The organism is Streptomyces sp. MMS24-W38 (genome assembly GCF_059889265.1).
In genome coordinates this window covers 1,859,918-1,885,387 of the sequence record NZ_JCBCPP010000001.1, presented here as the reverse complement: position 1 = coordinate 1,885,387, position 25,470 = coordinate 1,859,918, and the positions used below count along the sequence as shown (strand labels likewise).

At 69.8% G+C, this 25,470-nt stretch carries 24 protein-coding genes and 1 riboswitch; of the genes, 9 read left to right on the top strand and 15 right to left on the bottom strand.

Annotation, left to right across the window (positions count from 1 at the left end; translation table 11 throughout):
- Positions 1–29: 29 nt before the first annotated feature.
- The 3 genes from def (at position 30) to AC6F7H_RS07230 (ending at position 3,479) form a co-directional block, all read left to right on the top strand.
- On the top strand, positions 30–680 hold the full coding sequence (gene def, locus AC6F7H_RS07240) for a peptide deformylase (RefSeq protein ID WP_500755979.1): 651 nt from the start codon (positions 30–32) through the stop codon (positions 678–680).
- Between the two features lie 337 nt (positions 681–1,017).
- Positions 1,018–2,103 carry an epi-isozizaene synthase gene (gene cyc1 / locus AC6F7H_RS07235; protein ID WP_500755978.1) on the top strand — a complete coding sequence of 362 codons (1,086 nt, stop codon included), beginning with the start codon at positions 1,018–1,020 and terminating at the stop codon, positions 2,101–2,103.
- Positions 2,100–3,479 carry a bifunctional albaflavenone monooxygenase/terpene synthase gene (locus AC6F7H_RS07230; RefSeq protein ID WP_500755977.1) on the top strand — a complete coding sequence of 460 codons (1,380 nt, stop codon included), beginning with the start codon at positions 2,100–2,102 and terminating at the stop codon, positions 3,477–3,479. Before cyc1 ends, AC6F7H_RS07230 begins: the two co-directional genes overlap by 4 nt.
- Positions 3,480–3,500: 21 nt before the next feature.
- Here the strand turns inward: AC6F7H_RS07230 and AC6F7H_RS07225 are convergent, their stop codons facing one another.
- Complete coding sequence (locus tag AC6F7H_RS07225) at positions 3,501–4,463, bottom strand: helix-turn-helix domain-containing protein (RefSeq protein WP_500755976.1); 963 nt, start codon at positions 4,461–4,463, stop codon at positions 3,501–3,503.
- A gap of 94 nt (positions 4,464–4,557) precedes the next feature.
- Here AC6F7H_RS07225 and AC6F7H_RS07220 point away from each other — a divergent pair, with 94 nt between their 5' ends.
- Positions 4,558–4,839: a hypothetical protein gene (locus tag AC6F7H_RS07220; protein ID WP_500755974.1), complete on the top strand. Its 282-nt coding sequence runs from the start codon at positions 4,558–4,560 to the stop codon at positions 4,837–4,839.
- A gap of 54 nt (positions 4,840–4,893) precedes the next feature.
- On the opposite strand, the gene AC6F7H_RS07215 is transcribed toward AC6F7H_RS07220, so the two are convergent.
- From AC6F7H_RS07215 to nagB, 7 genes are all read right to left on the bottom strand, one after another.
- Positions 4,894–5,922, bottom strand: coding sequence for a ribonucleotide-diphosphate reductase subunit beta (locus AC6F7H_RS07215; protein ID WP_500755972.1), 1,029 nt, complete (start codon positions 5,920–5,922; stop codon positions 4,894–4,896).
- Complete coding sequence (locus AC6F7H_RS07210; protein WP_500755970.1) at positions 5,922–8,321, bottom strand: ribonucleoside-diphosphate reductase subunit alpha; 2,400 nt, start codon at positions 8,319–8,321, stop codon at positions 5,922–5,924. The genes AC6F7H_RS07215 and AC6F7H_RS07210 overlap by 1 nt, the downstream gene beginning before the upstream one ends.
- Positions 8,322–8,446: 125 nt before the next feature.
- Positions 8,447–8,641: riboswitch (cobalamin riboswitch) on the bottom strand.
- Positions 8,642–8,656: 15 nt separating this feature from the next.
- Positions 8,657–9,163, bottom strand: coding sequence for a GNAT family N-acetyltransferase (locus AC6F7H_RS07205; protein WP_500755968.1), 507 nt, complete (start codon positions 9,161–9,163; stop codon positions 8,657–8,659).
- 82 nt (positions 9,164–9,245) lie between these two features.
- A complete protein-coding gene (mctP, locus tag AC6F7H_RS07200) occupies positions 9,246–10,874 on the bottom strand; it encodes a monocarboxylate uptake permease MctP (protein WP_500755966.1) in 1,629 nt (542 codons plus the stop codon).
- Positions 10,871–11,137 carry a DUF3311 domain-containing protein gene (locus tag AC6F7H_RS07195; RefSeq protein ID WP_500755964.1) on the bottom strand — a complete coding sequence of 89 codons (267 nt, stop codon included), beginning with the start codon at positions 11,135–11,137 and terminating at the stop codon, positions 10,871–10,873. Before AC6F7H_RS07195 ends, mctP begins: the two co-directional genes overlap by 4 nt.
- A gap of 166 nt (positions 11,138–11,303) precedes the next feature.
- The gene (locus AC6F7H_RS07190) at positions 11,304–12,068 is read right to left on the bottom strand and encodes a GntR family transcriptional regulator (RefSeq protein ID WP_500755962.1); all 765 of its coding nucleotides are present in this window, start codon (positions 12,066–12,068) and stop codon (positions 11,304–11,306) included.
- Positions 12,069–12,264: 196 nt separating this feature from the next.
- The gene (gene nagB / locus AC6F7H_RS07185; protein WP_500755960.1) at positions 12,265–13,050 is read right to left on the bottom strand and encodes a glucosamine-6-phosphate deaminase; all 786 of its coding nucleotides are present in this window, start codon (positions 13,048–13,050) and stop codon (positions 12,265–12,267) included.
- Positions 13,051–13,656: 606 nt separating this feature from the next.
- Between nagB and AC6F7H_RS07180 the strand changes: the two genes are divergently transcribed.
- The gene (locus tag AC6F7H_RS07180) at positions 13,657–15,132 is read left to right on the top strand and encodes a sensor histidine kinase (protein ID WP_500755959.1); all 1,476 of its coding nucleotides are present in this window, start codon (positions 13,657–13,659) and stop codon (positions 15,130–15,132) included.
- A 198-nt stretch (positions 15,133–15,330) separates the two neighbouring features.
- On the opposite strand, the gene AC6F7H_RS07175 is transcribed toward AC6F7H_RS07180, so the two are convergent.
- Both AC6F7H_RS07175 and AC6F7H_RS07170 read right to left on the bottom strand, forming a co-directional pair.
- The gene (locus AC6F7H_RS07175) at positions 15,331–15,588 is read right to left on the bottom strand and encodes a WhiB family transcriptional regulator (protein WP_030219886.1); all 258 of its coding nucleotides are present in this window, start codon (positions 15,586–15,588) and stop codon (positions 15,331–15,333) included.
- A gap of 320 nt (positions 15,589–15,908) precedes the next feature.
- The gene (locus tag AC6F7H_RS07170; protein WP_500755958.1) at positions 15,909–16,877 is read right to left on the bottom strand and encodes a diacylglycerol/lipid kinase family protein; all 969 of its coding nucleotides are present in this window, start codon (positions 16,875–16,877) and stop codon (positions 15,909–15,911) included.
- Between the two features lie 129 nt (positions 16,878–17,006).
- Here AC6F7H_RS07170 and AC6F7H_RS07165 point away from each other — a divergent pair, with 129 nt between their 5' ends.
- The gene (locus AC6F7H_RS07165; RefSeq protein ID WP_500755957.1) at positions 17,007–17,447 is read left to right on the top strand and encodes a hypothetical protein; all 441 of its coding nucleotides are present in this window, start codon (positions 17,007–17,009) and stop codon (positions 17,445–17,447) included.
- A 98-nt stretch (positions 17,448–17,545) separates the two neighbouring features.
- On the opposite strand, the gene AC6F7H_RS07160 is transcribed toward AC6F7H_RS07165, so the two are convergent.
- The 5 genes from AC6F7H_RS07160 to AC6F7H_RS07140 form a co-directional block, all read right to left on the bottom strand.
- Positions 17,546–18,682, bottom strand: coding sequence for an RNA polymerase sigma factor SigF (locus tag AC6F7H_RS07160; protein WP_500755955.1), 1,137 nt, complete (start codon positions 18,680–18,682; stop codon positions 17,546–17,548).
- Positions 18,683–18,699: 17 nt separating this feature from the next.
- A complete protein-coding gene (locus tag AC6F7H_RS07155; RefSeq protein ID WP_129802215.1) occupies positions 18,700–19,113 on the bottom strand; it encodes an ATP-binding protein in 414 nt (137 codons plus the stop codon).
- Positions 19,114–19,449: 336 nt separating this feature from the next.
- Positions 19,450–20,403, bottom strand: coding sequence for a 1-aminocyclopropane-1-carboxylate deaminase/D-cysteine desulfhydrase (locus tag AC6F7H_RS07150; protein WP_500755954.1), 954 nt, complete (start codon positions 20,401–20,403; stop codon positions 19,450–19,452).
- 129 nt (positions 20,404–20,532) lie between these two features.
- Positions 20,533–21,015 (bottom strand): DUF6010 family protein, encoded by a 483-nt coding sequence (locus AC6F7H_RS07145; RefSeq protein WP_500755952.1) that lies wholly within the window; start codon positions 21,013–21,015, stop codon positions 20,533–20,535.
- A gap of 152 nt (positions 21,016–21,167) precedes the next feature.
- Positions 21,168–21,746 carry an N-acetylmuramoyl-L-alanine amidase gene (locus AC6F7H_RS07140; protein WP_500761694.1) on the bottom strand — a complete coding sequence of 193 codons (579 nt, stop codon included), beginning with the start codon at positions 21,744–21,746 and terminating at the stop codon, positions 21,168–21,170.
- Positions 21,747–22,053: 307 nt separating this feature from the next.
- On the opposite strand from AC6F7H_RS07140, the gene AC6F7H_RS07135 reads away from it, so the two are divergent.
- The 3 genes from AC6F7H_RS07135 (at position 22,054) to AC6F7H_RS07125 (ending at position 25,455) form a co-directional block, all read left to right on the top strand.
- Positions 22,054–23,460 (top strand): family 2B encapsulin nanocompartment shell protein, encoded by a 1,407-nt coding sequence (locus AC6F7H_RS07135; RefSeq protein WP_500755951.1) that lies wholly within the window; start codon positions 22,054–22,056, stop codon positions 23,458–23,460.
- 131 nt (positions 23,461–23,591) lie between these two features.
- The gene (locus AC6F7H_RS07130; RefSeq protein ID WP_500755950.1) at positions 23,592–24,668 is read left to right on the top strand and encodes a family 2 encapsulin nanocompartment cargo protein polyprenyl transferase; all 1,077 of its coding nucleotides are present in this window, start codon (positions 23,592–23,594) and stop codon (positions 24,666–24,668) included.
- Between the two features lie 151 nt (positions 24,669–24,819).
- Entirely contained in the window at positions 24,820–25,455 is a 636-nt protein-coding gene (locus AC6F7H_RS07125; protein WP_500755949.1) for a GNAT family N-acetyltransferase, read from the top strand.
- Positions 25,456–25,470 lie beyond the last annotated feature (15 nt).

Here is a 25,470-nt window from a genome sequence, read left to right as displayed (position 1 = left end):
CATGTTTTCCAGGAAGGCGTACGTCGGTCATGGCTCAGCAGGACACCGATCAGCAGCACGCGGGCGTGCTCCCCGTCGACGACGAGGGGTACGTCATCGACACGGAGGACTGCGCCGAGCGCGAGGCCGCCTGGGTCGAGCGAGGCACCTCGCGACCGATCACCGTGGTCGGCAACCCGGTACTGCACAAGGAGTGCAGGGACGTCACCGACTTCGGCCCCGAACTCCAGCAGCTGGTCGCGGACATGTTCGCCAGCCAGCGCACCGCGGAGGGCGTGGGTCTGGCCGCCAACCAGATCGGCGTCGACCTGAAGGTCTTCGTCTACGACTGCCCGGACGACGAAGGTGTGCGTCACGCCGGGGTGGTCTGCAATCCCCAGCTGGTCGAACTGCCCGCCGAGAGGCGCCGGCTGGACGACACCAACGAGGGCTGCCTGTCGGTACCCACCGCGTACGCTCCGCTGGCCCGGCCCGACTACGCCGAGGTGACCGGTCAGGACGAGCAGGGCAACCCGGTCAAGGTGCGCGGTACCGGCTACTTCGCACGGTGTTTGCAGCACGAGACCGACCACCTCTACGGCTACCTCTACATCGACCGGCTGTCCAAGCGGGAGCGCAAGGACGCGCTGCGGCAGATGGCCGAGAACGAGCCGCGTTACCCCGTGGTCGCCAACGACTGACCACCGGGTCCTTCGCCCCCCGGAGCCCGGTGGCCCCTGTCGCCGCTCAGGTTCCCCGGGGCACAGGGCTCACCTGCGCACGGCGTCCGGTCCGGATTCTCTTCCGGACCGGACGCCGTTCGCCTTTCCGTCATATGTTCGACCCCTCGACGGGTCATCAATCCTGAAATCAGCCACACAAGGGGAGGATCTCGGCATCGCGGGGTAGTGAATGAAGCAAATACGTCCCCAGTGCGGTCAGTTGTGGTGCTGAATGGAGGTGTGGGGATACGCACCGGCGCACGCCCGGCAGAGAGGACCGGGCTCATGTCAACTGGCGGCCGAGAGGGGATTGTTCGTGCATGCTTTGTCACACGGCACCACATTGAAACCGACCACCGTCGCGGTACCACAGGCGCTGTCTCTCCCGGTGATCGAGGCGGCGTTTCCCCGGCGACTCCATCCGTATTGGCCGAAGCTCCAGCAGGAAACCCGTGCGTGGCTGCTCGAAAAGCGGCTGATGCCGCCCGACAAGGTGGCCGAATATGCCGATGGCCTGTGCTACACGGACCTCATGGCGGGCTACTACACCGACGCAGCCGACGAGGTCCTGCAGGCGATAGCGGACTACAGCGCGTGGTTCTTCGTCTGGGACGACCGTCACGACCGCGACATCGTGCACGGCCGACCCGCCGCCTGGCGGCGGCTGAAGGACCTGCTGCACACGGCTCTCGACAGCCCCACGGAGCACCTGCGTCACGAGGATTCACTGGTGGCCGGGCTCGCGGACAGTGTGCGGCGGCTGTACTCGTTCCTTCCGGACACCTGGAACGCCCGGTTCGCCCGGCACTTCCACACGGTGATCGAGGCGTACGACCGGGAGTTCCACAACCGGACGGAGGGAATCGTCCCGACCGTCGAGGAGTACCTCGAACTGCGTCGGCTCACCTTCGCGCACTGGATCTGGACCGACCTCCTGGAACCGAGTGCGGGCTGTGAACTCCCGGACGCCGTAAGGAAGAACCCGTCCTATCGGAAGGCGGCCCTGCTCAGTCAGGAATTCGCCGCCTGGTACAACGACCTCTGCTCGCTCCCGAAGGAAATAGCGGGTCATGAGGTGCACAATCTCGGAATAAGTCTCATCACCCATGAAGGGTTGAGCCTCGAAGAGGCGGTCACCGATGTGCGGCACCGCGTCGAGGAATGCGTCACGGAATTCCTGGACGCCGAACAAAGCGCCCTGAAGTTCGCCGACAGCCTCGACGACGGCACGGTGGGAGGAAAGGAACTGGGGGCCGCCGTGCGGGTCTGCCTCGGAAACATGCGGAACTGGTTCAGTTCCGTCTACTGGTTCCACCACGAGTCCGGCCGGTACATGGTCGACAGCTGGGACGACCGCTCCACACCCCCGTACGTCAACAACGAAGCGGCAGGTGAGAAATGACCGTCGAGTCGGTGAAGCCCGACGCGTCGGACGCGTCGGGGGTGACCGAACTGCGCGAGCCTCCGGTGGCCGGTGGCGGAGTCCCCGGCCTGGGCCACGGCCTCAAACTGGTCCGCGATCCACTGGCCTTCATGGCCCAGCTGCGCGACCACGGCGACATCGTGCGCCTGAAGCTCGGTCCCAAGACGGTGTACGCCGTCACCACGCCCGCCCTCACCGGGGCGCTGGCGCTCGATCCCGACTACATCATCTCCGGCCCCCTGTGGGAGTCCCTGGAGGGCCTGCTCGGCAAGGAGGGCGTGGCCACGGCCAACGGCCCGCTGCACCGGCGTCAGCGGCGTACCATCCAGCCCGCCTTCAAGCTCGAAGCCATCCCCGCCTACGGCCCGATCATGGAGGAGGAAGCACACGCGCTGACCGAACGCTGGGCGTCGGGGGAGACGATCGACTGCACCTCGGAGTCGTTCCGGATCGCCGTGCGCGTCGCGGCGCGCTGTCTGCTGCGCGGTGAGTACATGGACGAGCGGGCGGAGCGGCTGTGCGCCGCGCTCGCCACCGTCTTCCGCGGCATGTACCGGCGGATGGTGGTGCCGCTCGGCCCGCTGTACAAGCTGCCGCTGCCCGCCAATCGTGAATTCAACCGAGCCCTGGCCGATTTGCACCGCGTGGTCGACGAGATCGTCGCCGAACGCCGCGCATCCGGTCAAAAGCCGGACGATTTGCTGACGGCATTGCTGACGGCGGAGGACGACAATGGCGACCCGATCGGGGAGCAGGAGATCCACGACCAGGTGGTCGCGATACTCACCCCCGGAAGTGAGACGATCGCCTCCACGATCATGTGGCTGCTTCAGGAGCTCGTCGCGCATCCGGAACACGGGGACAGGGTGCGAAACGAAGTTCTCGACGTCACCGGTGGGCGTCCGGTGGCATTCGAGGACGTCCGCAAGCTCACCCACACCAACAATGTCGTCGTCGAGGCCATGCGTTTGCGGCCCGCCGTCTGGATATTGACGCGCCGGGCGGTCGCCGACAAGGAACTCGGTGGCTATCGCATTCCGGCCGGGGCGGACATCATCTACAGTCCGTACGCGATCCAGCGCGATCCGAAGTCGTACGAGCGCCACCTGGAGTTCGACCCGGACCGGTGGCTTCCGGAACACTCGAAGGACGTTCCGAAGTACGCCATGCGTCCCTTCAGCCTGGGCAACCGCAAGTGCCCGAGCGACCACTTCTCCATGGCCATGCTGACGCTGATCACCGCGGCGCTGGCGACGAGGTACCGCTTCGAGCAGGTGGCCGGCTCCGACGACGCCACCCAGGTCGGCATCACCCTGCGGCCGAACCGGCTGCTGCTGAGGCCGGTCGCGCGCTGAACCGTCCCGTCCGGCGGGCGTTCAGGCGGCTTCGGGGTCGCGGAACGTCCGCCGGTAGGCGTTCGGGGTCGTGCCCACGGTACGCATGAAGTGATGGCGCAGCGTGGCCGCGTTGCCGAAGCCCGTACGGCCCGCGACCGCGTCCACCGTTTCGTCCGTCCCCTCCAGCAGCTGCTGGGCGAGCAGGACCCGCTGGCGCAGGATCCAGCGGTACGGCGTGGTGCCGGTCTCCTGCTGGAAGCGGCGGGCGAAGGTGCGCGGGGACATGTGGGCACGGGCCGCGAGCTGTTCGACCGTGACCTCCTCGTCCAGATGGCGCTCCATCCACATCAGCACCTCGGAGACGGTGTCGCCCACGGACCGCGGCAAGGGCCGCTCGATGTACTGAGCCTGGCCCCCCTCGCGGTGCGGGGGCACCACCATGCGCCGCGCGATCCGGTTGGCGACGGCGGAACCCTGTTCCTTGCGCACGAGATGCAGACAGGCGTCGATGCCGGCGGAGCTGCCCGCGGAGGTGATCACCGGGTCCTCGTCGACGTAGAGCACATCCGGCTCGACGGTCAGGTGGGGATGCCTTTCGGCCAGCGCGTCCGCATGGCGCCAGTGGGCGGCGGCGCGCCGGCCGTCGAGGAGGCCGGCGGCGGCGAGCACGAACACGCCGGAGCAGACGCTGAGCACCCGGGCGCCCCGGTCCACGCCCCGGCGCAGCGCGTCCAGCAGTTCGGGCGGGAAGTCCCGTGTCTCGTAGCGCGACCCGGCGGGTACGGCGATGAGGTCCGCCGTCTCCAGGCGCTCCAGGCCGTGCTCGACCTGGAGCGAGAAGCCCGTGTTGCTGCGCAGGGCGGGGCCTTCGGCCGAGGCGACCGCGAAGTCGTAGACGGGCAGGCCCTCATCGCTGCGATCGGTGCCGAAGACCTCGCAGACGACGCCGAGTTCGAAGGGGTTCACGCCGTCGAGCAGCACGACGGCCACGTTGCGGAGCATGGCTCCAGTGTGCCTCGCCGGTGGCAGTAAATCGAGGGGGTGAGGCAGTTCTGCCACTGGTTGCCAGGGAGTGTCCGGCGCGACAGTGATGTACATGGATACGACGCAGATGGAAGCACTGATCGGAATGCTGTTCGTCCTCGGACTGCTCGCCCTGATGGTCCTCCCCGCCGTCGTCGGCATCGCGCGCGACCGGAGGACGGACCGGCAGCTGAGGCAGGCCGAGGCCGACAGCGCCGCGGCCGAACGGGAAGCGGCCGGACGCGCGGCTGCCGCGTGGCGGCTCACGGCCGCCGGGCCGTTCCGGCCGGCGGGGAGCACCGTGCACGGCCCCGCACGGGGCGCCACCTCACAGCACATCGCACGCGCGGCGTGAGAACGGGTGGCACCCCGGCGGATCCCGGACGGGCCCCAGGCCCTGCGGACCGTCCTAGAAGTCCTCGTCCAGGTCGACCGTGCCCTCCACGGCGACCTGGTACGCGGACGGACGCCGCTCGAAGAAGTTCGTGAGCTCCTGGACGCCCTGCAACTCCATGAAGGAGAACGGGTTGTCCGAGCCGTACACCGGTGCGAAGCCCAGGCGGACGAGACGCTGGTCGGCGACGCACTCCAGGTACTGCCGCATCGACTCGGTGTTCATGCCCGGCAGCCCGTCACCGCACAGGTCGCGCCCGAACTGCAGTTCCGCCTCGACCGCCTCGCGCAGCATGTCGGTGACCTGCTGCTGGAGCCGGTCGTCGAAGAGTTCCGGCTCCTCCTTGCGGACGGTGTCGACCACGTCGAAGGCGAAGCTCATGTGCATCGTCTCGTCGCGGAACACCCAGTTGGTGCCGGTGGCGAGGCCGTGCAGCAGCCCGCGCGAGCGGAACCAGTAGACGTAGGCGAAGGCCCCGTAGAAGAAGAGCCCTTCGATGCATGCCGCGAAGCAGATGAGGTTGAGGAGGAACCGACGGCGGTCGGCCTCGTTCGTCAGGCGATCGATCTTCTCGACGGAGTCCATCCACCGGAAGCAGAACTCGGCCTTCTCCCGGATGGACGGGATGTTCTCCACGGCCGCGAAGGCCGCCGCCCGGTCGTCCGGGTCGGGCAGATAGGTGTCCAGCAGGGTCAGATAGAACTGGACGTGCACCGCCTCCTCGAACAGCTGCCGGGACAGATACAGCCGTGCTTCCGGGGAGTTGATGTGCTTGTAGAGGGTGAGCACCAGGTTGTTGGCCACGATCGAGTCGCCGGTGGCGAAGAAGGCCACCAGCCGCCCGATCAGGTGCTGCTCTTCCGGACTGAGCTTCGCCAGGTCGGCGACGTCCGAATGGAGGTCGACCTCCTCCACGTGCCAGGTGTTCTTGATGGCGTCCCGGTAGCGCTCGTAGAAGTCGGGGTAGCGCATGGGGCGCAGGGTGAGTTCGAAGCCCGGGTCGAGGAGGTTCTGGGCTCGGGCGGTGGTGGCGGTGCTGGACATCACTGGCAGGCCTCGCAGGACTCGGGGTTCTCAAGGGAGCAGGCGACCGCTTCGGGGTCGGACGCCGGCTGCTGGACGGGGGCGGGAACGGGGGCGTGCGCCTGTGCCTGGCCCTGGGCCGCGCGGGCGATGCGGGTCGCGGGGCGCGAGCGCAGGTAGTACGTGGTCTTCAGGCCCCGCTTCCAGGCGTAGGCGTACATCGAGGAGAGCTTGCCGATGGTCGGCGTCTCCATGAACAGGTTCAGCGACTGCGACTGGTCCAGGAACGGGGTGCGGTCGGCGGCCATGTCGATCAGAGAACGCTGCGGGATCTCCCACGCGGTGCGGTACAGCCCGCGCACCTCCTCGGGGATCCAGGTGAAGTCCTGCACCGAGCCACCCGCCTCGCGCAGCGCCTCACGGGTCCGCGCGTCCCAGACGCCCAGCCGCTTCAGGTCGTTCACCAGGTACGAGTTGACCTGGAGGAACTCGCCGGACAGCGTCTCGCGCTTGAACAGGTTGGACACCTGCGGCTCGATGCACTCGTACACGCCCGCGATCGAGGCGATGGTGGCGGTCGGCGCGATCGCCAGGAGCAGCGAGTTGCGCAGGCCGGCCCGGCCCATGCGCTCGCGCAGCGCGGCCCACCGCTCGGGCCAGGTCGCCTCCACGCCGTAGTGGTCGGGGTGCAGGACACCCCGGGCCGTACGCGTCTTCTCCCAGGCCGGCAGGGGGCCGTGGGACTCGGCGAGGCCGGCGGACGTCTCGTACGCGGCGAGCATGATCCGCTCGGCGATACGGGCCGAGAGGGCCTTCGCCCCGGGGGAGTCGAAGGGCAGTCGGAGCTGGAAGAAGACGTCCTGGAGGCCCATCACGCCCAGCCCCACCGGGCGCCAGCGGGCGTTGGAACGGCGCGCCTGCTCGGTCGGGTAGAAGTTGATGTCGACGACCCGGTCCAGGAAGGTGACGGCGGTGCGGACGGTGGTGTCCAGCCGCTCCCAGTCGAGGGCGCCGTTCGCCCGGTCGACGAACGCGCCGAGGTTGACCGACCCCAGGTTGCAGACCGCCGTCTCCCCGTCACTGGTGACCTCGAGGATCTCCGTGCACAGGTTGGACGAGTGGACGACGTGGCCCGGCTCGGCGGTCTGGTTGGCGGTGCGGTTGGCGGCGTCCTTGAAGGTCATCCAGCCGTTGCCGGTCTGGGCGAGGGTGCGCATCATGCGCCCGTACAGCTCTCGCGCGGGGAGCGTCTTCGTCGCCAGACCCGCAGCCTCGGCCGCCCGGTAGGCCGCGTCGAACTCCTCGCCCCACAGGTCGACCAGGTCCGGGACGTCGGACGGGGAGAACAGCGACCACGGCGCGTCGGCGCTGACCCGGCGCATGAACTCGTCCGGCACCCAGTGTGCGAGGTTCAGGTTGTGCGTGCGGCGGGCGTCCTCACCGGTGTTGTCGCGCAGCTCCAGGAACTCCTCGACGTCCGGGTGCCAGGTCTCCAGGTAGACAGCCGCCGCGCCCTTGCGCCGGCCGCCCTGGTTCACGGCGGCGACCGAGGAGTCCAGGGTCTTCAGGAACGGGACGATGCCGCCTGAGTGCCCGTTGGTGCCTCGGATCAGCGAACCGCGCGAGCGGACGCGGGAGTAGGACAGGCCGATGCCGCCGGCGTGCTTGGAGAGGCGGGCCACCTGGTGGTAGCGGTCGTAGAGGGAGTCCAGCTCGTCCTTGGGGGAGTCGAGGAGGTAGCAGGACGACATCTGGGGGTGTCGGGTACCGGAGTTGAACAGGGTGGGGGAGGAGGGAAGGTACTCCAGGCGGCTCATCAGGCCGTACAGCGCGGCGACTTCGTCCACCGAGCGGGGGGCGCCGTTCTCGGCGAGACCGGCGGCGACCCGCAGCAGGAAGTGCTGCGGTGTCTCGACGACCTTGCGGGTGACCGGATGCCGCAGCAGATAGCGGCTGTGCAGGGTGCGCAGGCCGAAGTAGCCGAAACGATCGTCCGCGCCGGGGTCGATCAGCGCGTCGAGACGGGCCGCGTGCAGCACGACGAACTCGGCGGTCCGGTCCGCGACGAGGCCCTCGCGGTGTCCCGTCGAGATCGAGGAGGTGAACGACGTGACACCCTGCGAGGCGGCCTCGGCACGGATGCCGAGCGTCAGCAGTCGTGCGGCGAGCCGGGAGTAGGCGGGGTCCTCGGAGATGAGCCCGGCCGCCGCCTCGGTGGCCAGCTCCCGCAGCTCGGTCTCGTCCGCATGGGCGGACCGGCCGCGCAGCGCGGCGGCGGCGACCCGGCCGGGGTCGGCGCCCTGGAGGTCGGCGGTCAGCTCGGTCAGGGTCCGCAGCAGCGCGGCACCGGGGCCGTCGCTCACGTCGCTCATGTCGGTCACGTCGACCGCTGAAGCCGGATCGGCTGGCGCGATGGTCACGTGGGGCTCTCCCTCGCTCGGCACGGGGCCTCGTCGAGGGCAGGGGGCAGCACACGGGCGCGCGCACGCACCTCGCGTCCACCGGCCCATTCCACGAGGCCCGGACGTCAGGCACCCGGACCGGACGGCCGGGCGCACTGTCGGCAGGTCCTCGGACTGAAGCCCGTGCGGGAACGCGGAAAACGCGGAAAACGCAGAAAACGCGGACACGCACAAGTACACCGTTGCGGGACAGTTCCGGATTCACACCGGATTCCCCTGCGGCGACAGCAAGTATGAGCATACATCTTGTGCCGTGTGCCGCCAGCGGACCCATATCTTGTGTCGCGGTGGGGTCAGAACGCCAACGTGTAGGAGAGAAGGTTGATGTCGTCCAGGTGCGGAACCGGGTTCCAGTCCCGCTCGGGGGTGCGGGCGAAGCCGAGACGTTCGTAGATGCGGTGGGCGGAGTGCATCATCCGCTGGGTCGACAGCACGACCCCCACACACCCCTGCGCGGCCCGCGCCCGGTCGACACAGGTGCGGACGAGGGCCTCCCCCACTCCGCGGCCCCGGGCCGCACGGGCGACCACGAGCATCCGGATCTCGGCCTCGCCGGGCCCGGCCAGGTCGGCCATGGGCCCGCCGTCCGGAACGAACGTCACTCCACCGATCACCTGGCCGCCGTTCACGGCGACCAGCACCTCGGCGGCGGCGGCCCGCTTGGCGACGTCCCTGAGCTCACCGAGGTACGGGTCGTTCTCCCCGAAGTCGAGCAGACCGTCCTCCAGATAGGCCTGCGCGGTGATCTCACCCAGCGTCTTGTACTCGTCGGGCTGCACCGGCCGGATCATGGTGTCCATGGTGCGAGTGTGCCCGACGAGCGGGGCAGCGGGCCGCCGATTTTTCTCCGGCGGCACGCTGCCCGAGCGCGCCTGTACGGCGTCAGTGCTTGCTCTCCGCCGTGTCCAGGGGCAGCTCCGTGCTGACACCCGGGTCGCCCGCGTCCGCCGTGTAGTCCTGCGGCCGGGTCTCGTCGATGCCCTCGGGGGCCTTGGCCGCCCTCAGGGCGAACGTCAGGGCGATCGTCACCAGGGCGTTGAGCACGAACGCGGTGAGACCGATGTAGCCGATCTCGCCGATGCCCGGGATCGCGTCCGACGAACCGCCGAAGTGCTTCTGCGTCGGCGAGGCCACCCCGTACGCCGCGACCGTGCCGTAGATCATGCCGACCGCCCAGCCGCCGAGCAGCGCCCAGCGGTGGAACCAGCGGGTGAACAGGCCGCCCACCAGGGCGGGGAAGGTCTGCAGGATCCAGATGCCGCCGAGCAGCTGGAAGTTGATGGCGACCGTCTTGTCCATGGTGAGAACGAAGACCAGCGCACCCACCTTCACCAGCAGCGAGACCACCTTGGAGACCTTGGTCTCCTGCGCCGGTGTCGCGTCGGGCTTGAGGAAGTCCTTGTAGATGTTGCGGGTGAACAGGTTCGCGGCCGCGATCGACATGATCGCTGCCGGCACCAGCGCACCGATGCCGATCGCCGCGAAGGCCACACCGGCGAACCAGTCCGGGAACATGTTCTCGAACAACTGCGGGATCGCCAGCTGCCCGTTGCTGACATCGACCCCGGCCGCGATCGCCATGAAACCGAGCAGCGCCAGCAGGCCCAGCATCAGTGAGTACAGCGGCAGGAGCGTGGTGTTGCGGCGGATCACCTCACGGCTGCGCGAGGACAGCGTCGCGGTGATCGAGTGCGGGTACATGAACAGCGCGAGCGCCGAGCCCAACGCCAGCGTGGCGTAAGTCCACTGCCCCGCCTCGCCCGGCACCAGCGAACCGCGCGGCGCGCCCGTGGCCGGGTTGGTCTCGCTGTACGCCTCGCTCGCCTTGGCGAAGACGGCGTCGAAGCCGCCCAACTTGATCGGGATGTAGATGATCGCCACCGCGATCACGAGATAGATCAGCGTGTCCTTCACGAACGCGATCAGCGCGGGGGCCCGCAGACCCGACGAGTACGTGTACGCCGCCAGCACACCGAAGGCGATCAGCAGCGGCAGGTCCTTGACGAACCAGTGGGTGCTCTCCCCGCCGCCGACCCCCATCACGTCCAGCACCGCCTGGATGCCGACCAGTTGGAGCGCGATGTACGGCATCGTCGCCAGGATGCCGGTGAGCGCCACCGCCAGCGACAGCCCCTTGGAGCCGAACCGCCCGCGCACGAAGTCGGACGTCGTCACATAGCCGTGCTTGTGCGAAACCGACCACAGCCGGGGCAGGAAGGTGAAGATCAGTGGGTACACGAGGACCGTGTACGGCACCGCGAAGAAGCCTGCCGCGCCGGCCGCGTAGATCGCCGCCGGTACGGCCACGAAGGTGTACGCCGTGTACAGGTCGCCACCGAGCAGGAACCAGGTGACCCAGGTGCCGAACGACCGCCCGCCCAGGCCCCATTCGTCGAGGCTGTGCTCGTTCGCGGCCTTGCGCCAGCGGGCGGCCAGAAAGCCCATCACCGTGACGAGGACGAAGAAGAAGATGAAGACGGCGAGTGCCACGCCGTTCACGCCGTCGTTCACCGCTGAGCACCGCCCTTCGCGGCCGCGCGGGCGCGCTGGTCACGCTGCCACAGCTTGTACGCGGTCATCGTCAGCAAGGCGGAGACCGGCACCCACAGCATCTGGTACCAGTAGAAGAACGGGATGCCGATGAGGACGGGGTCGGTCTTCGCGTACGAGCCGACCCACATCAGGGCCACGAACGGTGCCAGGAGGCAGACGGTGATGACGGCGCGCATCGGCGTCACCACCGGCCATCTGCTGGTTTCTGGGGCTTGCGACATAGAACGGTTCCGTCCCCTCGCTGATCGCCTGTTTGACGCGCAGGAAATCTAGGTCGCGGCGGACCGGGACGGAACCCCTCGCGGGGATTACGTACTTAAACTCCACGGAACCTCGCCCGGACAGCGGCGGAATCTCCGGTGAAACCCCCGCCAATCCCTCCGGGGCTCAGTCCTGGGGGCGCTTCAGGCGGGCGACGAACTTGTACCGGTCGCCCCGGTACACCGACCGCACCCACTCCACCGGCTGCCCGTCCCGGTCGCGGGAGTGCCGGGAGAGCATCAGCATTGGCAGTCCCACGTCGGTGCCCAGCAGGCCGGCCTCGCGCGGGGTGGCCAGCGAGGTCTCGATGGTCTCCTCGGCCTCCGCCAGATGGACGTCGTACACCTCGGCGAGGGCGGTGTAGAGGGAGGTGTACTTGACGAGGCTGCGGCGCAGTGCCGGGAAGCGCTTCGCGCTCAGATGGGTGGTCTCGATGGCCATCGGCTCCCCGTTGGCCATGCGCAGTCGCTCGATGCGCAGCACCCGTCCGCCGGAGGTGATGTCGAGCAGTTCGGCGAGCCCGTCGTCGGCGGTGATGTAGCCGACGTCCAGCAGCTGGGAGGTGGGCTCCAGGCCCTGGGCGCGCATGTCCTCGGTGTACGAGGTGAGCTGCAGGGCCTGCGAGACCTTGGGCTTGGCGACGAAGGTGCCCTTGCCCTGGATTCGTTCCAGGCGGCCCTCGACCACCAGCTCCTGGAGCGCCTGGCGCACGGTGGTGCGCGAGGTGTCGAACTCCGCCGCCAGGGTGCGCTCGGGCGGGACCGGCGTGCCGGGCGGAGCCGTCTCGGTCATGTCCAGCAGGTGCTTCTTCAACCGGTAGTACTTGGGCACGCGAGCCGTACGGACCGTGGCCCCGCCCTCGCTCTCCGTACTGTTGACGTCGGTGCTCATGCTCTGCCTTCCCGGCTCCGAGTGCCGAACGACCGACACCCCATCGGCCCGGCTCACATCGTGGCACGGCTGCGGGCGGGGACGTCCCCCGCACGCTCCGTGATCCCCTCTGTATACCCCTGGGGCGGGGGCTGGTCTAGTCCACCGGGGGCGGCCCGTAGGCACCCGGTGCCCACGACGCCTTCGGGGCCTTCGCTCAGATCCCCTGCCAGTCCGGCTTGTTCACGTAGGCGTGCCGGAAGTAGTCGGCGAACTTGAGCTTGCCGGCGGCGGCCTCGTCGACGACGACCGTGGCGTGCGGGTGCAGCTGCAGCGCGGACGCCGGGCACACGGCGGCCAACGGGCCCTCGACGGTCGCGGCGATCGCCTCCGCCTTGCCCTCACCGGTGGCGAACAGCACCAGGTGGCGGGCCTCCAGGATGGTGCCGATGCCCTGGGTGATGACGTGGTGCGGGACCTGGTCGACGTCGCCCTCGAAGAAGCGCGCGTTGTCCATCCGGGTCTGCTCGGTCAGCGTCTTGATCCGGGTACGCGAGACGAGTGAGGAGCACGGCTCGTTGAACCCGATGTGCCCGTCCGTCCCGATGCCGAGCAGCTGCAGGTCGATGCCGCCGGCATCGCCCAGCGCCTTGTCGTACGCCTCGCACGCGGCCTGCACGTCCTCGGCCGAGCCGTCGGGGCCGATGAAGGCGTCCATCCCGATCCCGAGCGGCTCCAGCACCTCGCGCCGGACCACCGAACGGTAGGACTCGGGGTGATCGACGGGCAGCCCCACGTACTCGTCGAGCTGGGCGATCCTCGCCCGGGAGGTGTCCGCGGCACCGGAGCGCACCTGGTCGGCCAGCGCCTGGTAGACGGGCAGCGGTGTGGAGCCGGTGGCCACGCCGAGCAGGGCGTCGGGTCTGCGCCGCAGGAGTTGCGCCATGGCCCCGGCGATGAGTTCGCCGCCGGCCTTGGCGTCCGGAACGATGACAACTTCCACGCTGAGCCTGCCGATCTGAGAGGGGACTCGACTGGTGGCCGGCCCCGGGCGGGGCGGGCGAGTCGTATGGTTTAGACCAATATCAATTTAACAGAGCCGGGGTTCCGTCTCGGGCCGAGACCGCGGGTGCCGGGCCCTCGGCCCCACCTCAGCATCCCAGGGCGGGGCGGTCGCGGCCCAATCGCCGAAATCACCGTGCTCTTCCGGTCCCGCACCACGCCCCCGCGGGATAGGCTGCACGGTGGCGACCGTGGACCCGTCTCCGCGCGATCATGAAAAACGCGACGCTGAAAGTCGACGTGGAGAGTCGCCGCGGAGAAAGACAACAGCGAACAGTATCCGACACATGGACACGGGTAGTGGTCTAGTCCACACTGTGTATCAGTGCACACCAGCCTGCCTTCCCCGCACAGGAAGGCGGACCGAGGATCCGGAGCTCTCTGCCCTGACTGCCCCGGTTCCTCATCCCTCGGCCGACCGGGACCGCACACCCCGCGGCCGATGTCGCTCCGGGCTGCGGTGCCGGGAGGGCTGAGGGTCCCTCTCAGGCGCCGCGGCCCGCGGGTGTTTCCGGGGAGGGTGCGACGCACCGGTACGCTCGCTGACGTGCCCACCATGAACGAACTCGTACGTCGGCATACGGCTCTCGATGAGACCGACCTCGAGTGGCTGCATCTGCTGGTCTCGGAGTGGCAGCTGCTCTCCGACCTGTCCTTCGCCGACCTGGTCCTGTGGATCCCCACCCGGGACGGCACCCGTTATGTCTCCGTCGCCCAGATGCGGCCCAACACCGGCCCGACCTCGCACCAGGACGACATGGTCGGCCATCTCGTCCCGCGCGGTCGCCGGCCCATGCTGGACGTGGCCCTGGACGAGGGACGGATCGTACGGGAGGGCGACCCGGAGTGGCGTGAGGAGGTCCCCGTCCGCGTCGAGTCCATCCCCGTACGGCGTGAGGACCGCGTTCTCGGCGTCATCGCCCGCAACACCAACCTCCTCACGGTGCGCACCCCCAGCCGACTGGAGCTCACCTACCTGCAGAGCGCCTCCGACCTCGCGCAGATGATCGCCACAGGAGCCTTTCCGTTCGCGGACCGGCAACTCGACATGGGCGCCCTGCCCCGGGTGGGCGACGGGCTGATCCGGCTCGACGCCGAGGGCATCGTCCAGTACGCCTCCCCGAACGCCCTGTCCGCCTACCACCGTATGGGTCTCGCGGCCGACCTCGTCGGTCACCATCTCGGCCGGACCACCGCCGAACTCGCCCCTTCCCGCGGGCCGGTGGACGAAGCGCTCGCCAAGGTCGCCAGCGGCTGGGCGCCGCGCGAGTTCGAGATCGAGGCGACCGGCGGGGTGATCCAGTTCCGGGCGATCCCGCTCAAGCCGAAGGGAACCCGCATCGGTTCACTGGTCCTGCTCCGGGACGTCACCGAACTTCGCCGCCGCGAACGAGAGCTGATCACCAAGGACGCGACCATCCGGGAAATCCACCACCGGGTGAAGAACAATCTCCAGACGGTGGCGGCGCTGCTGCGCCTCCAGGCCCGGCGGATCGGTTCCGAACGCGGCCGGGCGGCGCTGGAGGAAGCGGTGCGCCGGGTCGGGTCCATCGCGATCGTGCACGAGACGCTTTCTCAGAACCTGGACGAGCGCGTGGAGTTCGACGAGATCGCCGACCGGGTCCTGGCGATGGTCGCCGAGATCTCCCCGGGCAAGGTCACCGGCCGGCGCACCGGCCGCTTCGGCATACTCGACGCCGAGGTCGCCACCCCGCTGTCGATGGTGCTGACGGAGGTGCTGCAGAACGCCCTGGAGCACGGCTTCCGTGAGGGGGAGACCGGCACGGTCGAGGTGACCGCGGTCCGCGGTGGCACCACGAAGGAGACCCGCCTGCTGGTCACCGTCCAGGACGACGGCGTCGGCCTGCCCGAGGGCTTCGACCCGCACACCGCGGGCAACCTGGGCCTGCACATCGTGCGGACCCTGGTCGAGGGAGAGTTGAGCGGCACCTTCGACATGGTCCCGGCCCCGGAAGGGGGCACCCGGGTGATCCTGGACATCCCGGTGGACATGAACAAGTGACGCGGAGCGACAAGCGAGGAGCCCCGGACCGTTTCCCGGTCCGGGGCTCCTCGCTTGTTCGATGGCGTTCCCCTCCGGCTCGAGGTGAGTCGAGAACTCGGGGGAGCATCGGGGGAACTGCGTGCTGCGGCTCGGGGGCGGGAGATGCGTACGCGCTGTACGCGCCGCCAAGCTCAGGCTGTCAGCAGGGGTGGGTTGTCAGGCGGATGCCTGACGGGCCCGGTTGCGAGCGGCGCGGCGCTTCATCGCGCGGCGCTCGTCCTCGCTGAGACCACCCCAGACGCCGCTGTCCTGACCGGACTCGAGTGCCCACTGCAGGCAGCTCTCGATCACCGGGCAGCGACGGCAGACGGCCTTGGCTTCCTCGATCTGCAGCAGCGCAGGACCGGTGTTGCCGATGGGGAAGAACAGCTCGGGGTCTTCCTCGCGGCAAACGGCGTTGTGACGCCAGTCCATGGCTGCTACCTCTCCTTGGTGTGAACTACACGATGGCTTGTGAATGTGAACGCTTTCACGAATCCCCCAACAAGTGAAGGGCCGAACGCCAGGTTCCCTGGCGTGGTCCTTGGGTATGGAGGGGGGTTCCGGCGGTCTGTGGAGGCCGATGCTGCGGGCCGTCCCGATCGCCATGTAGAGACTCGCAAACCTCGGCGGCGGATACAACCCCTTCAGGAAAGTTTTTTTTGATTCATCGGTGTCGACTAGGTCACAGCCGTACTTCCATGGGGTGGATCCTGGCCTAAACGTTCGAGTGAAAGGACTTTAGCCTTTTCCGCTCACACAATCACACGCAGTGCACGGCGAACGCCTGTGAACGTCACGCTGGTGCGCAGTCCGAGGTGGTCACCGTCCATCTGGAGGGGCAGTGGCACCTTCGAATGCAAGGTGAACTGGGTCAGATCGTGCCCGGCGACCACATGCCTGCCCCGGGGCCCGCGCTCGGGGGACGAAGTGAGCAACTGGGTGCCATACCGGGCAACGGCGGCGGTGGACAGCCGCTTCAGACCGAAGATGTCGAGGCCGGTATCGAACGAGGCCTTAGGTGACGCGTAGATCGGGCGATTGCCGAGAAACGTCCACGGGGAGGCGTTCGACACTATGGAGAGCAGCAGATCGGTGACCGGGTCCTCGCCCGGCTGCTCCAGCGTTATCACCCCGTGCCGGCGGCGCGGCTCTCCGAGCAACTGGCGCACCACCTGACGCATGTACAGCGCGTGAGTGGACTTCTTGCCTCGCTCACGGTGCTGTTCCACCCGGCCGACCACCCCGGCGTCGAAGCCCAGTCCCGCGTTGAACGTGAACCAGCGGGGCGGCACGGCCTCGTCGTCCGTCCCCGGTGTGCCCGACGTCAGGCCCAGACCGACGGTGCGCTCGCGCCTCTCGCGCAGCGCGTCCAGCAGGACGCCGGTGGCCTCCACGGGCTGGTTGGGCAGGCCCAGGGCGCGGGCGAAGACATTGGTGGAGCCGCCGGGGACCACGGCGAGGCCGGGCAGGTGCTCCGGGTCGGGGCCGGCGTGCAGCAGGCCGTTGACGACCTCGTTGACCGTGCCGTCGCCGCCGAGGGCCACCACCAGATCGATGTCGTCGCTCTCCGCCGCCTGCCGGCCCAGGTCCCGTGCGTGCCCCCGGTACTCGGTGGTCACCGCTTCCAGTTTCATCTCACTGGCGAGCGCGTGGATCAGCACGTCGCGCGTACGCGCACTCGTGGTGGTTGCCGCCGGATTGACCACGAGAAGTGCACGCATGCGTTGCAGGGTACCTACTGGGCGGTACCGGAGCCCAGGCAGAGGGGTGATCGAAAACGGACACAGGGCGGGACCGGGGGCGCGAACCTCGGCACGGGGGCGCGTACGGGCGAGGGCTACCCTTCAGGGGTGAGCAGCGAGCAGACCCCCACCACTCCGGACACCGCCGGCCCCCGCCCGCGCCGTCTGACGTACGCCGCGGGGCTCGCCGCCCTGGAGGGGCTGGGCCTGCTGGCCGGCGGGGTCTGGATGCTGGTCCGCGGGCTCACCGGTCAACCGGACGACCGGCAGCAGGCCGTCACCGGCGGACTCACGCTGATGGTGCTCGCACTGCTGCCGCTGCTCGCCGCGCGCGGGCTGCTGGGCCGCAGAAGCTGGAGCCGCGGCCCGGCCGTCGTCACCCAGCTCCTGGCGCTGCCGGTGGCCTACAACCTGCTGCAGTCCGACAGTGTGGCCATCCCGGCGGGAATCGTGCTCGCGGTGGTGGCCGTGACGGCCCTGGTACTGCTGCTCAACCCCGAGACGACCCGGGCCCTCGGCATCCGGGGACCCGGGAACGCCGAGAAGTAGCTTCCCCACCTCCCGGGCCGCCTTGCCGTTCGGGCGCCGCTGCCGTTGGCTCCCGCCGCGCGGCGGCTCGTTCCACCGTGCGGCGGGTCATTCCTCGCTCACTCCTCCACGAGGAGCTTCTCGCGCAGTTGCGCCAGCGTGCGGGCCAGCAGCCGGGAGACGTGCATCTGTGAGATGCCGACCTCCTGTGCGATCTGCGACTGGGTCATGTTGCCGAAGAAGCGCAGCAGCAGAATCCGCTTCTCGCGCGGAGGGAGATCCTCCAGCAGCGGCTTGAGCGACTCGCGGTACTCCACCCCCTCCAACGCCTCGTCCTCGGCGCCCAGGGTGTCCGCGACCGCCGGGGACTCGTCGTCGGTGTCGGGGACGTCCAGGGACAGCGTGGAGTACGCGTTGGCGGACTCCAGGCCCTCCAGGACCTCCTCCTCCGAGATCGCCAGCTTCTCGGCGAGCTCGTGCACCGTGGGGGAACGGCCGTGCAGCTGCGAGAGCTCGGCCGTGGCCGTCGTCAGCGCCAGTCGCAGCTCCTGCAGCCGGCGGGGGACACGCACCGCCCAGCCCTTGTCGCGGAAGTGCCGCTTGATCTCGCCGACGACCGTCGGGGTCGCGTACGTCGAGAACTCCACGCCGCGGTCCGGGTCGAAGCGGTCGACCGACTTGATCAGACCGATGGTGGCGACCTGGGTCAGGTCGTCCAGCGGTTCCCCGCGGTTGCGGAAGCGGCGCGCGAGGTGCTCGACGAGCGGCAGATGCATGCGGACCAGCCGGTTGCGCAGCTCCGCGTACTCGGGACTGCCGTCCTGCAGGGTGCGCAGCTCGAGAAACAAGGCGCGTGCCCCGCTGCGGTCCTGCGGGTCGCGCTGCGCGCCGTGCGCCACCGGGGTGTGCTGGACGCCCTGCGCGCTCGGCGTCCGCGGCACCTCGCTCTCGGCGTGTCGCTCGTGCTCGTTCATCGTCCCGCCCGTCGCCCTTCCCCGAGCGCTCGCCTCGTCCCCCGCCGTCGGCCTCGCCCGCGCCGGGGCTTCCTGGCGTTCGGGGGAGGCCCCGGGCCGCCGCCCGGCCTCGGGCGTACTCCGTGCGACACCGCCGGGCTGCCCGCCGCCCGGCGGGCCGGCCTGAGCGGAGTCGTCCTCCGGATGGGGCCGGGCCTGTTCCGGGATGGCGTCGATGCCGTCGATACCGCCCGGCATCCGCTCGGCAGGCAGCCCCCGTGTGCCGCGTTCTTCGTCCCGCACCGGCCCGTCCTCGTTCCTCACGTCGGCCCGGGTCCCGCGCCGCGCTGTTTGTAGAGGCTGATCGAAACGGTTTTGTCGTCGTCCACGGCGGAGGAGACCTTGCCCGCGAGAGCGGACAGGACGGTCCACGCGAAGGTGTCACGCGAGGGAGCGTGACCGTCCGTGGTCGGCGCCGAGACCGTGACCTCGAGCGAGTCGTCGACGAGGCGGAAGACACAACTGAGCACCGAACCCGGCACGGCCTGCTGAAGCAGGATCGCGCAGGCCTCGTCGACCGCGATGCGCAGGTCCTCGATCTCGTCGAGGGTGAAGTCCAACCGGGCCGCGAGACCGGCCGTGGCCGTACGCAGCACCGACAGGTAGGCACCCGCGGCCGGCAGCCGGACTTCCACGAAGTCCTGGGTCGCGGGCTCGCCTGCGATCTGGGACACCCTCACCTCCAAGGTGGTACAAGCGTTCAGGGCCGGGGTCGCCCCCGGGCAACGCGATACGTGGTTCAGCGGTGACGCTACCGCGCTCCCGACGGTCCTGTCCCCGGGACCCCGACCCCTGCTGTCACTCATAGTAAAACCACGGATACGCTCCGTGGCTAGGGGTCTGCGGGCCCGAAAGGGAAGAGCGCGCGCCGGATTGACGTACCCAGACGTCACACGGTCGAACCGTCCGTTGCCGGAGTCCTCTCGCGTCACACCGGGACGTGCTCGACGAGATACTGGAACCAGTCTGCCACCGTGCTCTTGTAGTCACGTGCTCACGTGCTCACGTGCTCACGTGCTCACGGGGAAGGGGCGGCCGGTGACGACCGCCGCGACCGTGCTCCCGCGCGGGAACGCGTTCTCCTCGGCCAGGGAGACAAGGGCGTAAAGCAACTTGGCGACATAGACACGTTCGACGGGCACGCCGTGACGTTGCTCGAAGTCCGCGGCGAACTCCTCGAGCTCCGGGGCGGTACGGGCGTAACCGCCGAAGTGGAAGCGGTCCTCCAGACTCCAGTCGCCGCGCGGACCGCCGAACGCCTCGGCCTGAAGGGCGCGTATGTCCGTGGCCAGAAAGTCGCCCTTCAGTACCGGAACGCCCAGCGCGCGAGCGCCGGAGCCGAGTCCGGCGGCCAGCCCGGCGAGCGTCCCGCCCGTGCCGCACGCCACCGCGACGACGTCCGCCCGGCCGGCCAACTCCTCCCCGAGCACCCGGCAACCGCGCACGGCCAGGGGGTTGCTGCCGCCCTCGGGGACGACGTACGTGTCCTCGGCGCCCGCCGCGCGCAGCACGGCTGCCAAGGTGCTGGGCGCGGTCTTGCGGCGATAGGTCGCCCGGTCGACGAAGTGCAGCCGCATGCCGTCGGCCGCGCACCGGGCAAGCGAGGGGTTGGGGGGGCGGTCGGCGAGCTCCTGGCCGCGCACCACGCCGACCGTGCGCAGACCGAGCAGCCGGCCGGCGGCGGCGGTGGCCCGCAGATGGTTGGAGTACGCGCCGCCGAAGGTGAGCACGGTCCGACCGGCTGCCGCCGCGAGGTTCGGCGCGAGTTTGCGCCACTTGTTTCCGATCAGTTCCGGGTGGATCAGGTCGTCCCGTTTCAGCAGCAGCCGGACCCCGCGCCGCTCGAACCGCTCGTCCGCGATGTCCTGCACCGGCGAGGGCAGGCGGGGGTGCAGATCCGCGAGGTTCGCGCGGTCGGCGGCGGAGGCGGGGGACGCTGGGTCGGGGGTGTCCGGGCTGGTCACCGGGCCATTGTCGCCCGGCAGGGGGAGCCGGGCACCGGGTGGGGCGGGCGTCGGCCGTCCGGGGTGAGCATGGCTGAATTCCGCCGTCGTCGGTCGCGCCGTAGGCGAACGCGTGGCCGACCCCCTTCGTCAGTTCGAACTACCGCTCGGGGTCGGCTCCCCGGTGCCGGGCCGCCCAGCGGCCTCGGCGGGGGCGGAATTCGCGCTGTCGTGGCGGTGGCCGCGGCCCCGGTGGCGGACGAGGTCGATCAGTGACGGGCCTCCCCACAGGCACCACAGGGCGATCACCGGATCGCAGATCGCGCAGCCCAACGACGAGGTGGGGGCGAACGGGATGACGGGGTTGCCCTTGAGGTGGTGGACGACGTCCCACGCGGTGTGCAGCAGCCAGCCGACGCCGATGAACGTCCACGAGTCCAGGCCGCGGAACGCGACGTAGGCGATCAGCGCCGTGAAGGCGAACTCCCAGCCGCCCAGGCCGCCCCCGCTGAGGTAGGCGGCGCCCGCGCCGGCGACCATGACGGCGTTCAGCCGCCGCCGGTGCGGCTCGCGGACGAGGGACATCAGAAGGGTGTAGAGAACACCGATGCCGATGGGGGCGACGTACTGCACGGCGGGGCCTTTTCCTGGGAGGACCTGGGATCGCTCACCACGCTAGAAGCGGGTTTCCCACGTACCCAGGGGGCCGGGCGCCAGCTTCCGACGGATTGTCGCCAGGCCGGGTCCGGCACCCCGTACACCCGCGTACGCTCCCGCACACCCCGTCACTTCAGCCGGTCACGGATGCGTGTCCGCATCGACGCCATCGTGAACCCGCGTGGATCCACCTTCCCGGGCTGCCACTCCAGATGCCCGATCACCGACCGTTCGTTCCATCCGTGGCGGCGGCAGACCGCGGCGGCGGCCCTCTCGATGGCTTCCAGCTGCGCTGCGGGCCAGGGGTCGTCCCCGTCGCCCAGGTTCTCGCACTCGAAGCCGTAGAAGTGCCGGTTGCCGTCGGTGTTCTGCTCGTTGTCCGCGGGGAGCGACCTCTCCGCGATCACGGCGCGCAGCACGTCGTCGTCGCCCAGGCCCGCGTGGTTGGCCCTGCCGTAGCCGACGAGGTGGACCCGGCCGTCCTTGGTGATGACGCCGTGGCACAGCGGCCCCGGCAGGCCCGCGTAGCCCTCGCGGCACAGCTCGACGGTCCGGGCGCTGCCCCGGGTGACCGTGTGATGGATCATCACGCCGTGGACCGGCCCCCAGGGGCCTTTGTGATTGCGGTTGTGATCGCGCCAGTCGCCGACCTCGACGACCCTGAGGCCCTCCGCTTTCAGAGTGCTCAGGAACGCGCTCGCGGACATGGGTGGGGCCATGGCCGCCCCTCCTTCTCGCGCCGCGACGGCCGCCGGTCGCGGCCGCCTCGTACCGGTGCTTGTACCTGAACGGAGCGAGCGCAACCAATCGCCCGGTCCCCGTACGAGCCGATCCGGACAATGTCCGGCCGCCGGGCCGCCGCTGAACGGAACCCCCATGAATGCCCATGGAGTTGAAGATCCATTCCCGCTCATTCGGGTAATACCGCAGCCACGCTCCGTGAGGAAGGCTCTGTCGCGGAGACCGACGCCCGGCACGGATGGGCGCCGGTCACAACTGGGAGGGCAATTCCTTATGTCGGTAGGCGAAGAGGTCCGCACGGAGCAGACCCGGCAGCAGCAGAGCCTCGGTACGGCGGCGGCGCGGAACCTGGCCACCACCACCAAGTCCGTACCGCAGATGCAGGAGATCAGCTCGCGCTGGCTGCTGCGCATGCTGCCCTGGACGGACGTGCAGGGTGGTACGTACCGGGTGAACCGGCGGTTGACGTACGCCGTCGGGGACGGGCGGGTGACCTTTGTGAAGACCGGTGACCGAGTCGAGGTGATCCCGGCGGAGCTGGGCGAGCTGCCGGCCCTGCGGTCGTACGAGGACGAGGAAGTGCTCGCGGAGCTGGCTGCCCGCTGCCGGCAGCGGGAGATCGGGGCCGGCCAGGTGATCGCTCCGTTCGGCAGTCCGGTCGACGAGGTGTTCCTGCTGGCCCACGGCAGGGTCGAGAAGGTCGGCACCGGCCCCTACGGAGGTGACGGGTCCCTCGGAATCCTCGCCGACGGCGCCTACTTCGGCGACCAGGCGCTCCTTGACGAGGGTGCCATCTGGGAGTACACCACCCGCACCCTGACCGCCTGCACCGTGCTCGTCCTGCCGTGCGACGCCGTCGAGCAGGTCGCCGAGCGGTCCGAGACACTGCGCGAGCACCTCCGGGAGCAGCGCTCCGTCCCGGGTCAGCGCACCAACAAGTACGGCGAGCGGGAGATCGACCTCGCGGCCGGCCACAGCGGGGAACCGGACATCCCGCACACCTTCGTCGACTACGAGGCCAGGCCCCGCGAGTACGAACTGAGCGTCGCCCAGACCGTGCTGCGCATCCACACGCGCGTGGCCGACCTCTACAACCAGCCCATGAACCAGACGGAGCAGCAGATCAGGCTGACTGTCGAGGCGTTGAAGGAGCGCCAGGAGCACGAACTCATCAACAACCGGGGCTTCGGTTTGCTGCACAACTGCGAGTACGACCAGCGGATCCAGCCGCACGACGGCGTACCCGCCCCCGACGACCTGGACGAACTGCTCAGCAGGCGACGCGGGACCAAGCTGCTCCTCGCCCACCCGCGCGCGATCTCCGCGTTCGGCCGCGAGCTCAACAAGCGGGGACTCGTCCCCGAGACCATCGACATGGCCGGCAACCGCATCCCCACCTGGCGGGGTGTGCCCATCTTCCCGTGCAACAAGATCCCGGTGACGGAGGAGCGCACGACCTCCATCATCGCGCTGCGTACGGGTGAGGAGGAGCAGGGAGTCATCGGCCTGCGGGCGTCCGGCCTCCCCGATGAGATCGAGCCGAGCCTGTCCGTGCGTTTCATGGGCGTCAACGAACAGGCCATCATCAAGTACCTGGTCACGGCCTACTACTCGGCTGCCGTCCTGGTGCCGGACGCGCTCGGCGTCCTGGAGAACGTCGAGATCGGTCGCTGGCGGTGACCTTCCGCGATCTTTCGGCGCGTACGCCGTGTCCCCGCCCACCCGGGCGGGTACACCCTGGGGGTACGCGCGTGCCGCAGGCGGAAGTACCACCTCCGCTCATCCTCCGAGACGGGTCCAGAGGTGAGTCCATGACGGAATCGATGACCGAGCCGAAGACGGAGAGCGAGTACCGGCCCGCCGAGTGTCACGAGGCGACGATCCTGCTGGAGCGGGCGAGGGCCGAGGTCGTCCCCGTGCTGCGGGCCGCCATCGGCTCGATGCCCGGCCCGCTGCGCCGGGTCGGTCTCTACCACTTCGGCTGGGAGAACGCGGACGGCACCCCGGCCGCGGGCGGGTCCGGCAAGGCCATCCGCCCCGCACTGGTGCTCGCCGCGGCCTCCGCCCTCGGCGGGCTCGCGGCCCGGGCGGCGGCGGTACGGGCAGCCGCCGCGGTGGAACTGGTCCACAACTTCACGTTGCTGCACGACGACGTGATGGACCGGGACACCACCCGGCGCCACCGGCCCACCGCATGGACCGTGTTCGGTGACGACGACGCGATCCTCGCCGGAGACGCCTTCCACGCGCTCGCCCTGCGGCTGCTCGCCGAGGACCCGCACCCCGCGGCCCGGGCCGCGGTGGCCCGGCTGGCGGACTGCGTCGTGGAACTGTGCGCCGGACAACAGGCGGACACGGCCATGGAGAAGCGCGACCCCGGCGAGGTCACCCTCGAGGAGACCCTCGCCATGGCCGAGGCCAAGACGGGCGCGCTGCTCGGCTGCGCCTGCGCGCTCGGCGCGCTGTACGCGGATGCCGGGGCGGCGGAGGTGGCGGCACTGGACGCGTTCGGCCGTGAGTCGGGGCTGGCCTTCCAGCTCATCGACGACGTGATCGGCATATGGGGCGACCCTCGGCACACCGGCAAGCCCGTCGGCGCGGATCTGGCAGCCCGCAAGAAGTCCCTGCCGGTGGTCGCCGCGCTCAACTCCGGCACCCCGGCGGCGTCCGAGCTCGCCGGGCTGTACGGGGCTCCGCACGCGGACGAGGAGGACCTGGAGTACATCGCCCTGACCGTGGAACGGGCGGGCGGCCGTGACTGGGCGCAGACTCAGGCGGCCGACCGCATGGCTCGGGTGATGCAGGAACTCGCTCGCGCGGTGCCTGACCCGGAGACGGCGGGCGGTCTGCTGGCCCTCGCCGAGTTCGTGACCCGGCGCACCGCGTAGACCGCCCGGTGGGTCCCGCACTTCCCCACGGTGTGCGGGACCCACCGCGCATGCGGCGCGGCCGGCCGAGATGCCGGCAAGCGTCGGCTGCCGCCCTCCCGTTAGGCTCAACGCCCGTACGATCGACGAGGGTTGAGGCGAAGGGGCGGACATGGGCGTGGCGATCCGGACGGCTGGGGACGGGGACCGGGAACTGCTGGTCCGGCTTCTGGACGAGGCGTTCCAGGACGACCCGGTGAGCAGTTGGGTCTTCCCCGGCGAGGAGTACCGCCGTACGACGCACCACAGGCTGATGGCCGCCTTCACCGACCTCGTGCTCGCCGAGGGACGCGTCGACGCCACGGAGGACGGCTCGGCGTGCGCGCTGTGGCTGTCGGTGCCGGCGGCCGAGCACGGCGACGGGACACCCGAGGACGACGAGGGCCCGGCCCGGGTACGCCGGGCCGTCGACCCGGAGAACGAGCGGGTGGAGATGATCGGCCGGCTGACGGCGGGCATCCACCCCTTCGGGCGGGCCCACGAGTACCTGTGGATGATCGGCGTGACACCCGCCCGGCAGGGCGAGGGACTCGGCACCGCGCTCATCGGCTCGGTCCTCGACCGCTGCGACCGGGAGGGGCTGCCTGCCTATCTGGAGGCGAGCAGCGTCCGCAGCCGCGTGCTGTACGAACGCCTCGGCTTCGCCCCGACCGGCGAGCCCCTGCTCCTCCCGGACGGCCCCCACATGTGGCCGATGTGGCGCGAACCCCGCACTCGTGCGGCCGGCCGGCCCTTCGCCCACGCCTGACCGCCCCGCTTACCA

Bases quoted from the DNA above. Each gene is read 5' to 3' on its own strand.
- def (WP_500755979.1), top strand. From the start codon at position 30: ATGGCTCAGCAGGACACCGATCAGCAGCACGCGGGCGTGCTCCCCGTC.
- AC6F7H_RS07230 (WP_500755977.1), top strand. From the start codon at position 2,100: ATGACCGTCGAGTCGGTGAAGCCCGACGCGTCGGACGCGTCGGGGGTG.
- AC6F7H_RS07225 (WP_500755976.1), bottom strand. From the start codon at position 4,463: ATGCTCCGCAACGTGGCCGTCGTGCTGCTCGACGGCGTGAACCCCTTC.
- AC6F7H_RS07220 (WP_500755974.1), top strand. From the start codon at position 4,558: ATGGATACGACGCAGATGGAAGCACTGATCGGAATGCTGTTCGTCCTC.
- AC6F7H_RS07215 (WP_500755972.1), bottom strand. From the start codon at position 5,922: ATGTCCAGCACCGCCACCACCGCCCGAGCCCAGAACCTCCTCGACCCG.
- AC6F7H_RS07205 (WP_500755968.1), bottom strand. From the start codon at position 9,163: ATGGACACCATGATCCGGCCGGTGCAGCCCGACGAGTACAAGACGCTG.
- AC6F7H_RS07195 (WP_500755964.1), bottom strand. From the start codon at position 11,137: ATGTCGCAAGCCCCAGAAACCAGCAGATGGCCGGTGGTGACGCCGATG.
- AC6F7H_RS07190 (WP_500755962.1), bottom strand. From the start codon at position 12,068: ATGAGCACCGACGTCAACAGTACGGAGAGCGAGGGCGGGGCCACGGTC.
- AC6F7H_RS07175 (WP_030219886.1), bottom strand. From the start codon at position 15,588: ATGGACTGGCGTCACAACGCCGTTTGCCGCGAGGAAGACCCCGAGCTG.
- AC6F7H_RS07170 (WP_500755958.1), bottom strand. From the start codon at position 16,877: ATGCGTGCACTTCTCGTGGTCAATCCGGCGGCAACCACCACGAGTGCG.
- AC6F7H_RS07140 (WP_500761694.1), bottom strand. From the start codon at position 21,746: ATGTCCGCGAGCGCGTTCCTGAGCACTCTGAAAGCGGAGGGCCTCAGG.
- AC6F7H_RS07135 (WP_500755951.1), top strand. From the start codon at position 22,054: ATGTCGGTAGGCGAAGAGGTCCGCACGGAGCAGACCCGGCAGCAGCAG.
- AC6F7H_RS07130 (WP_500755950.1), top strand. From the start codon at position 23,592: ATGACGGAATCGATGACCGAGCCGAAGACGGAGAGCGAGTACCGGCCC.
- AC6F7H_RS07125 (WP_500755949.1), top strand. From the start codon at position 24,820: ATGGGCGTGGCGATCCGGACGGCTGGGGACGGGGACCGGGAACTGCTG.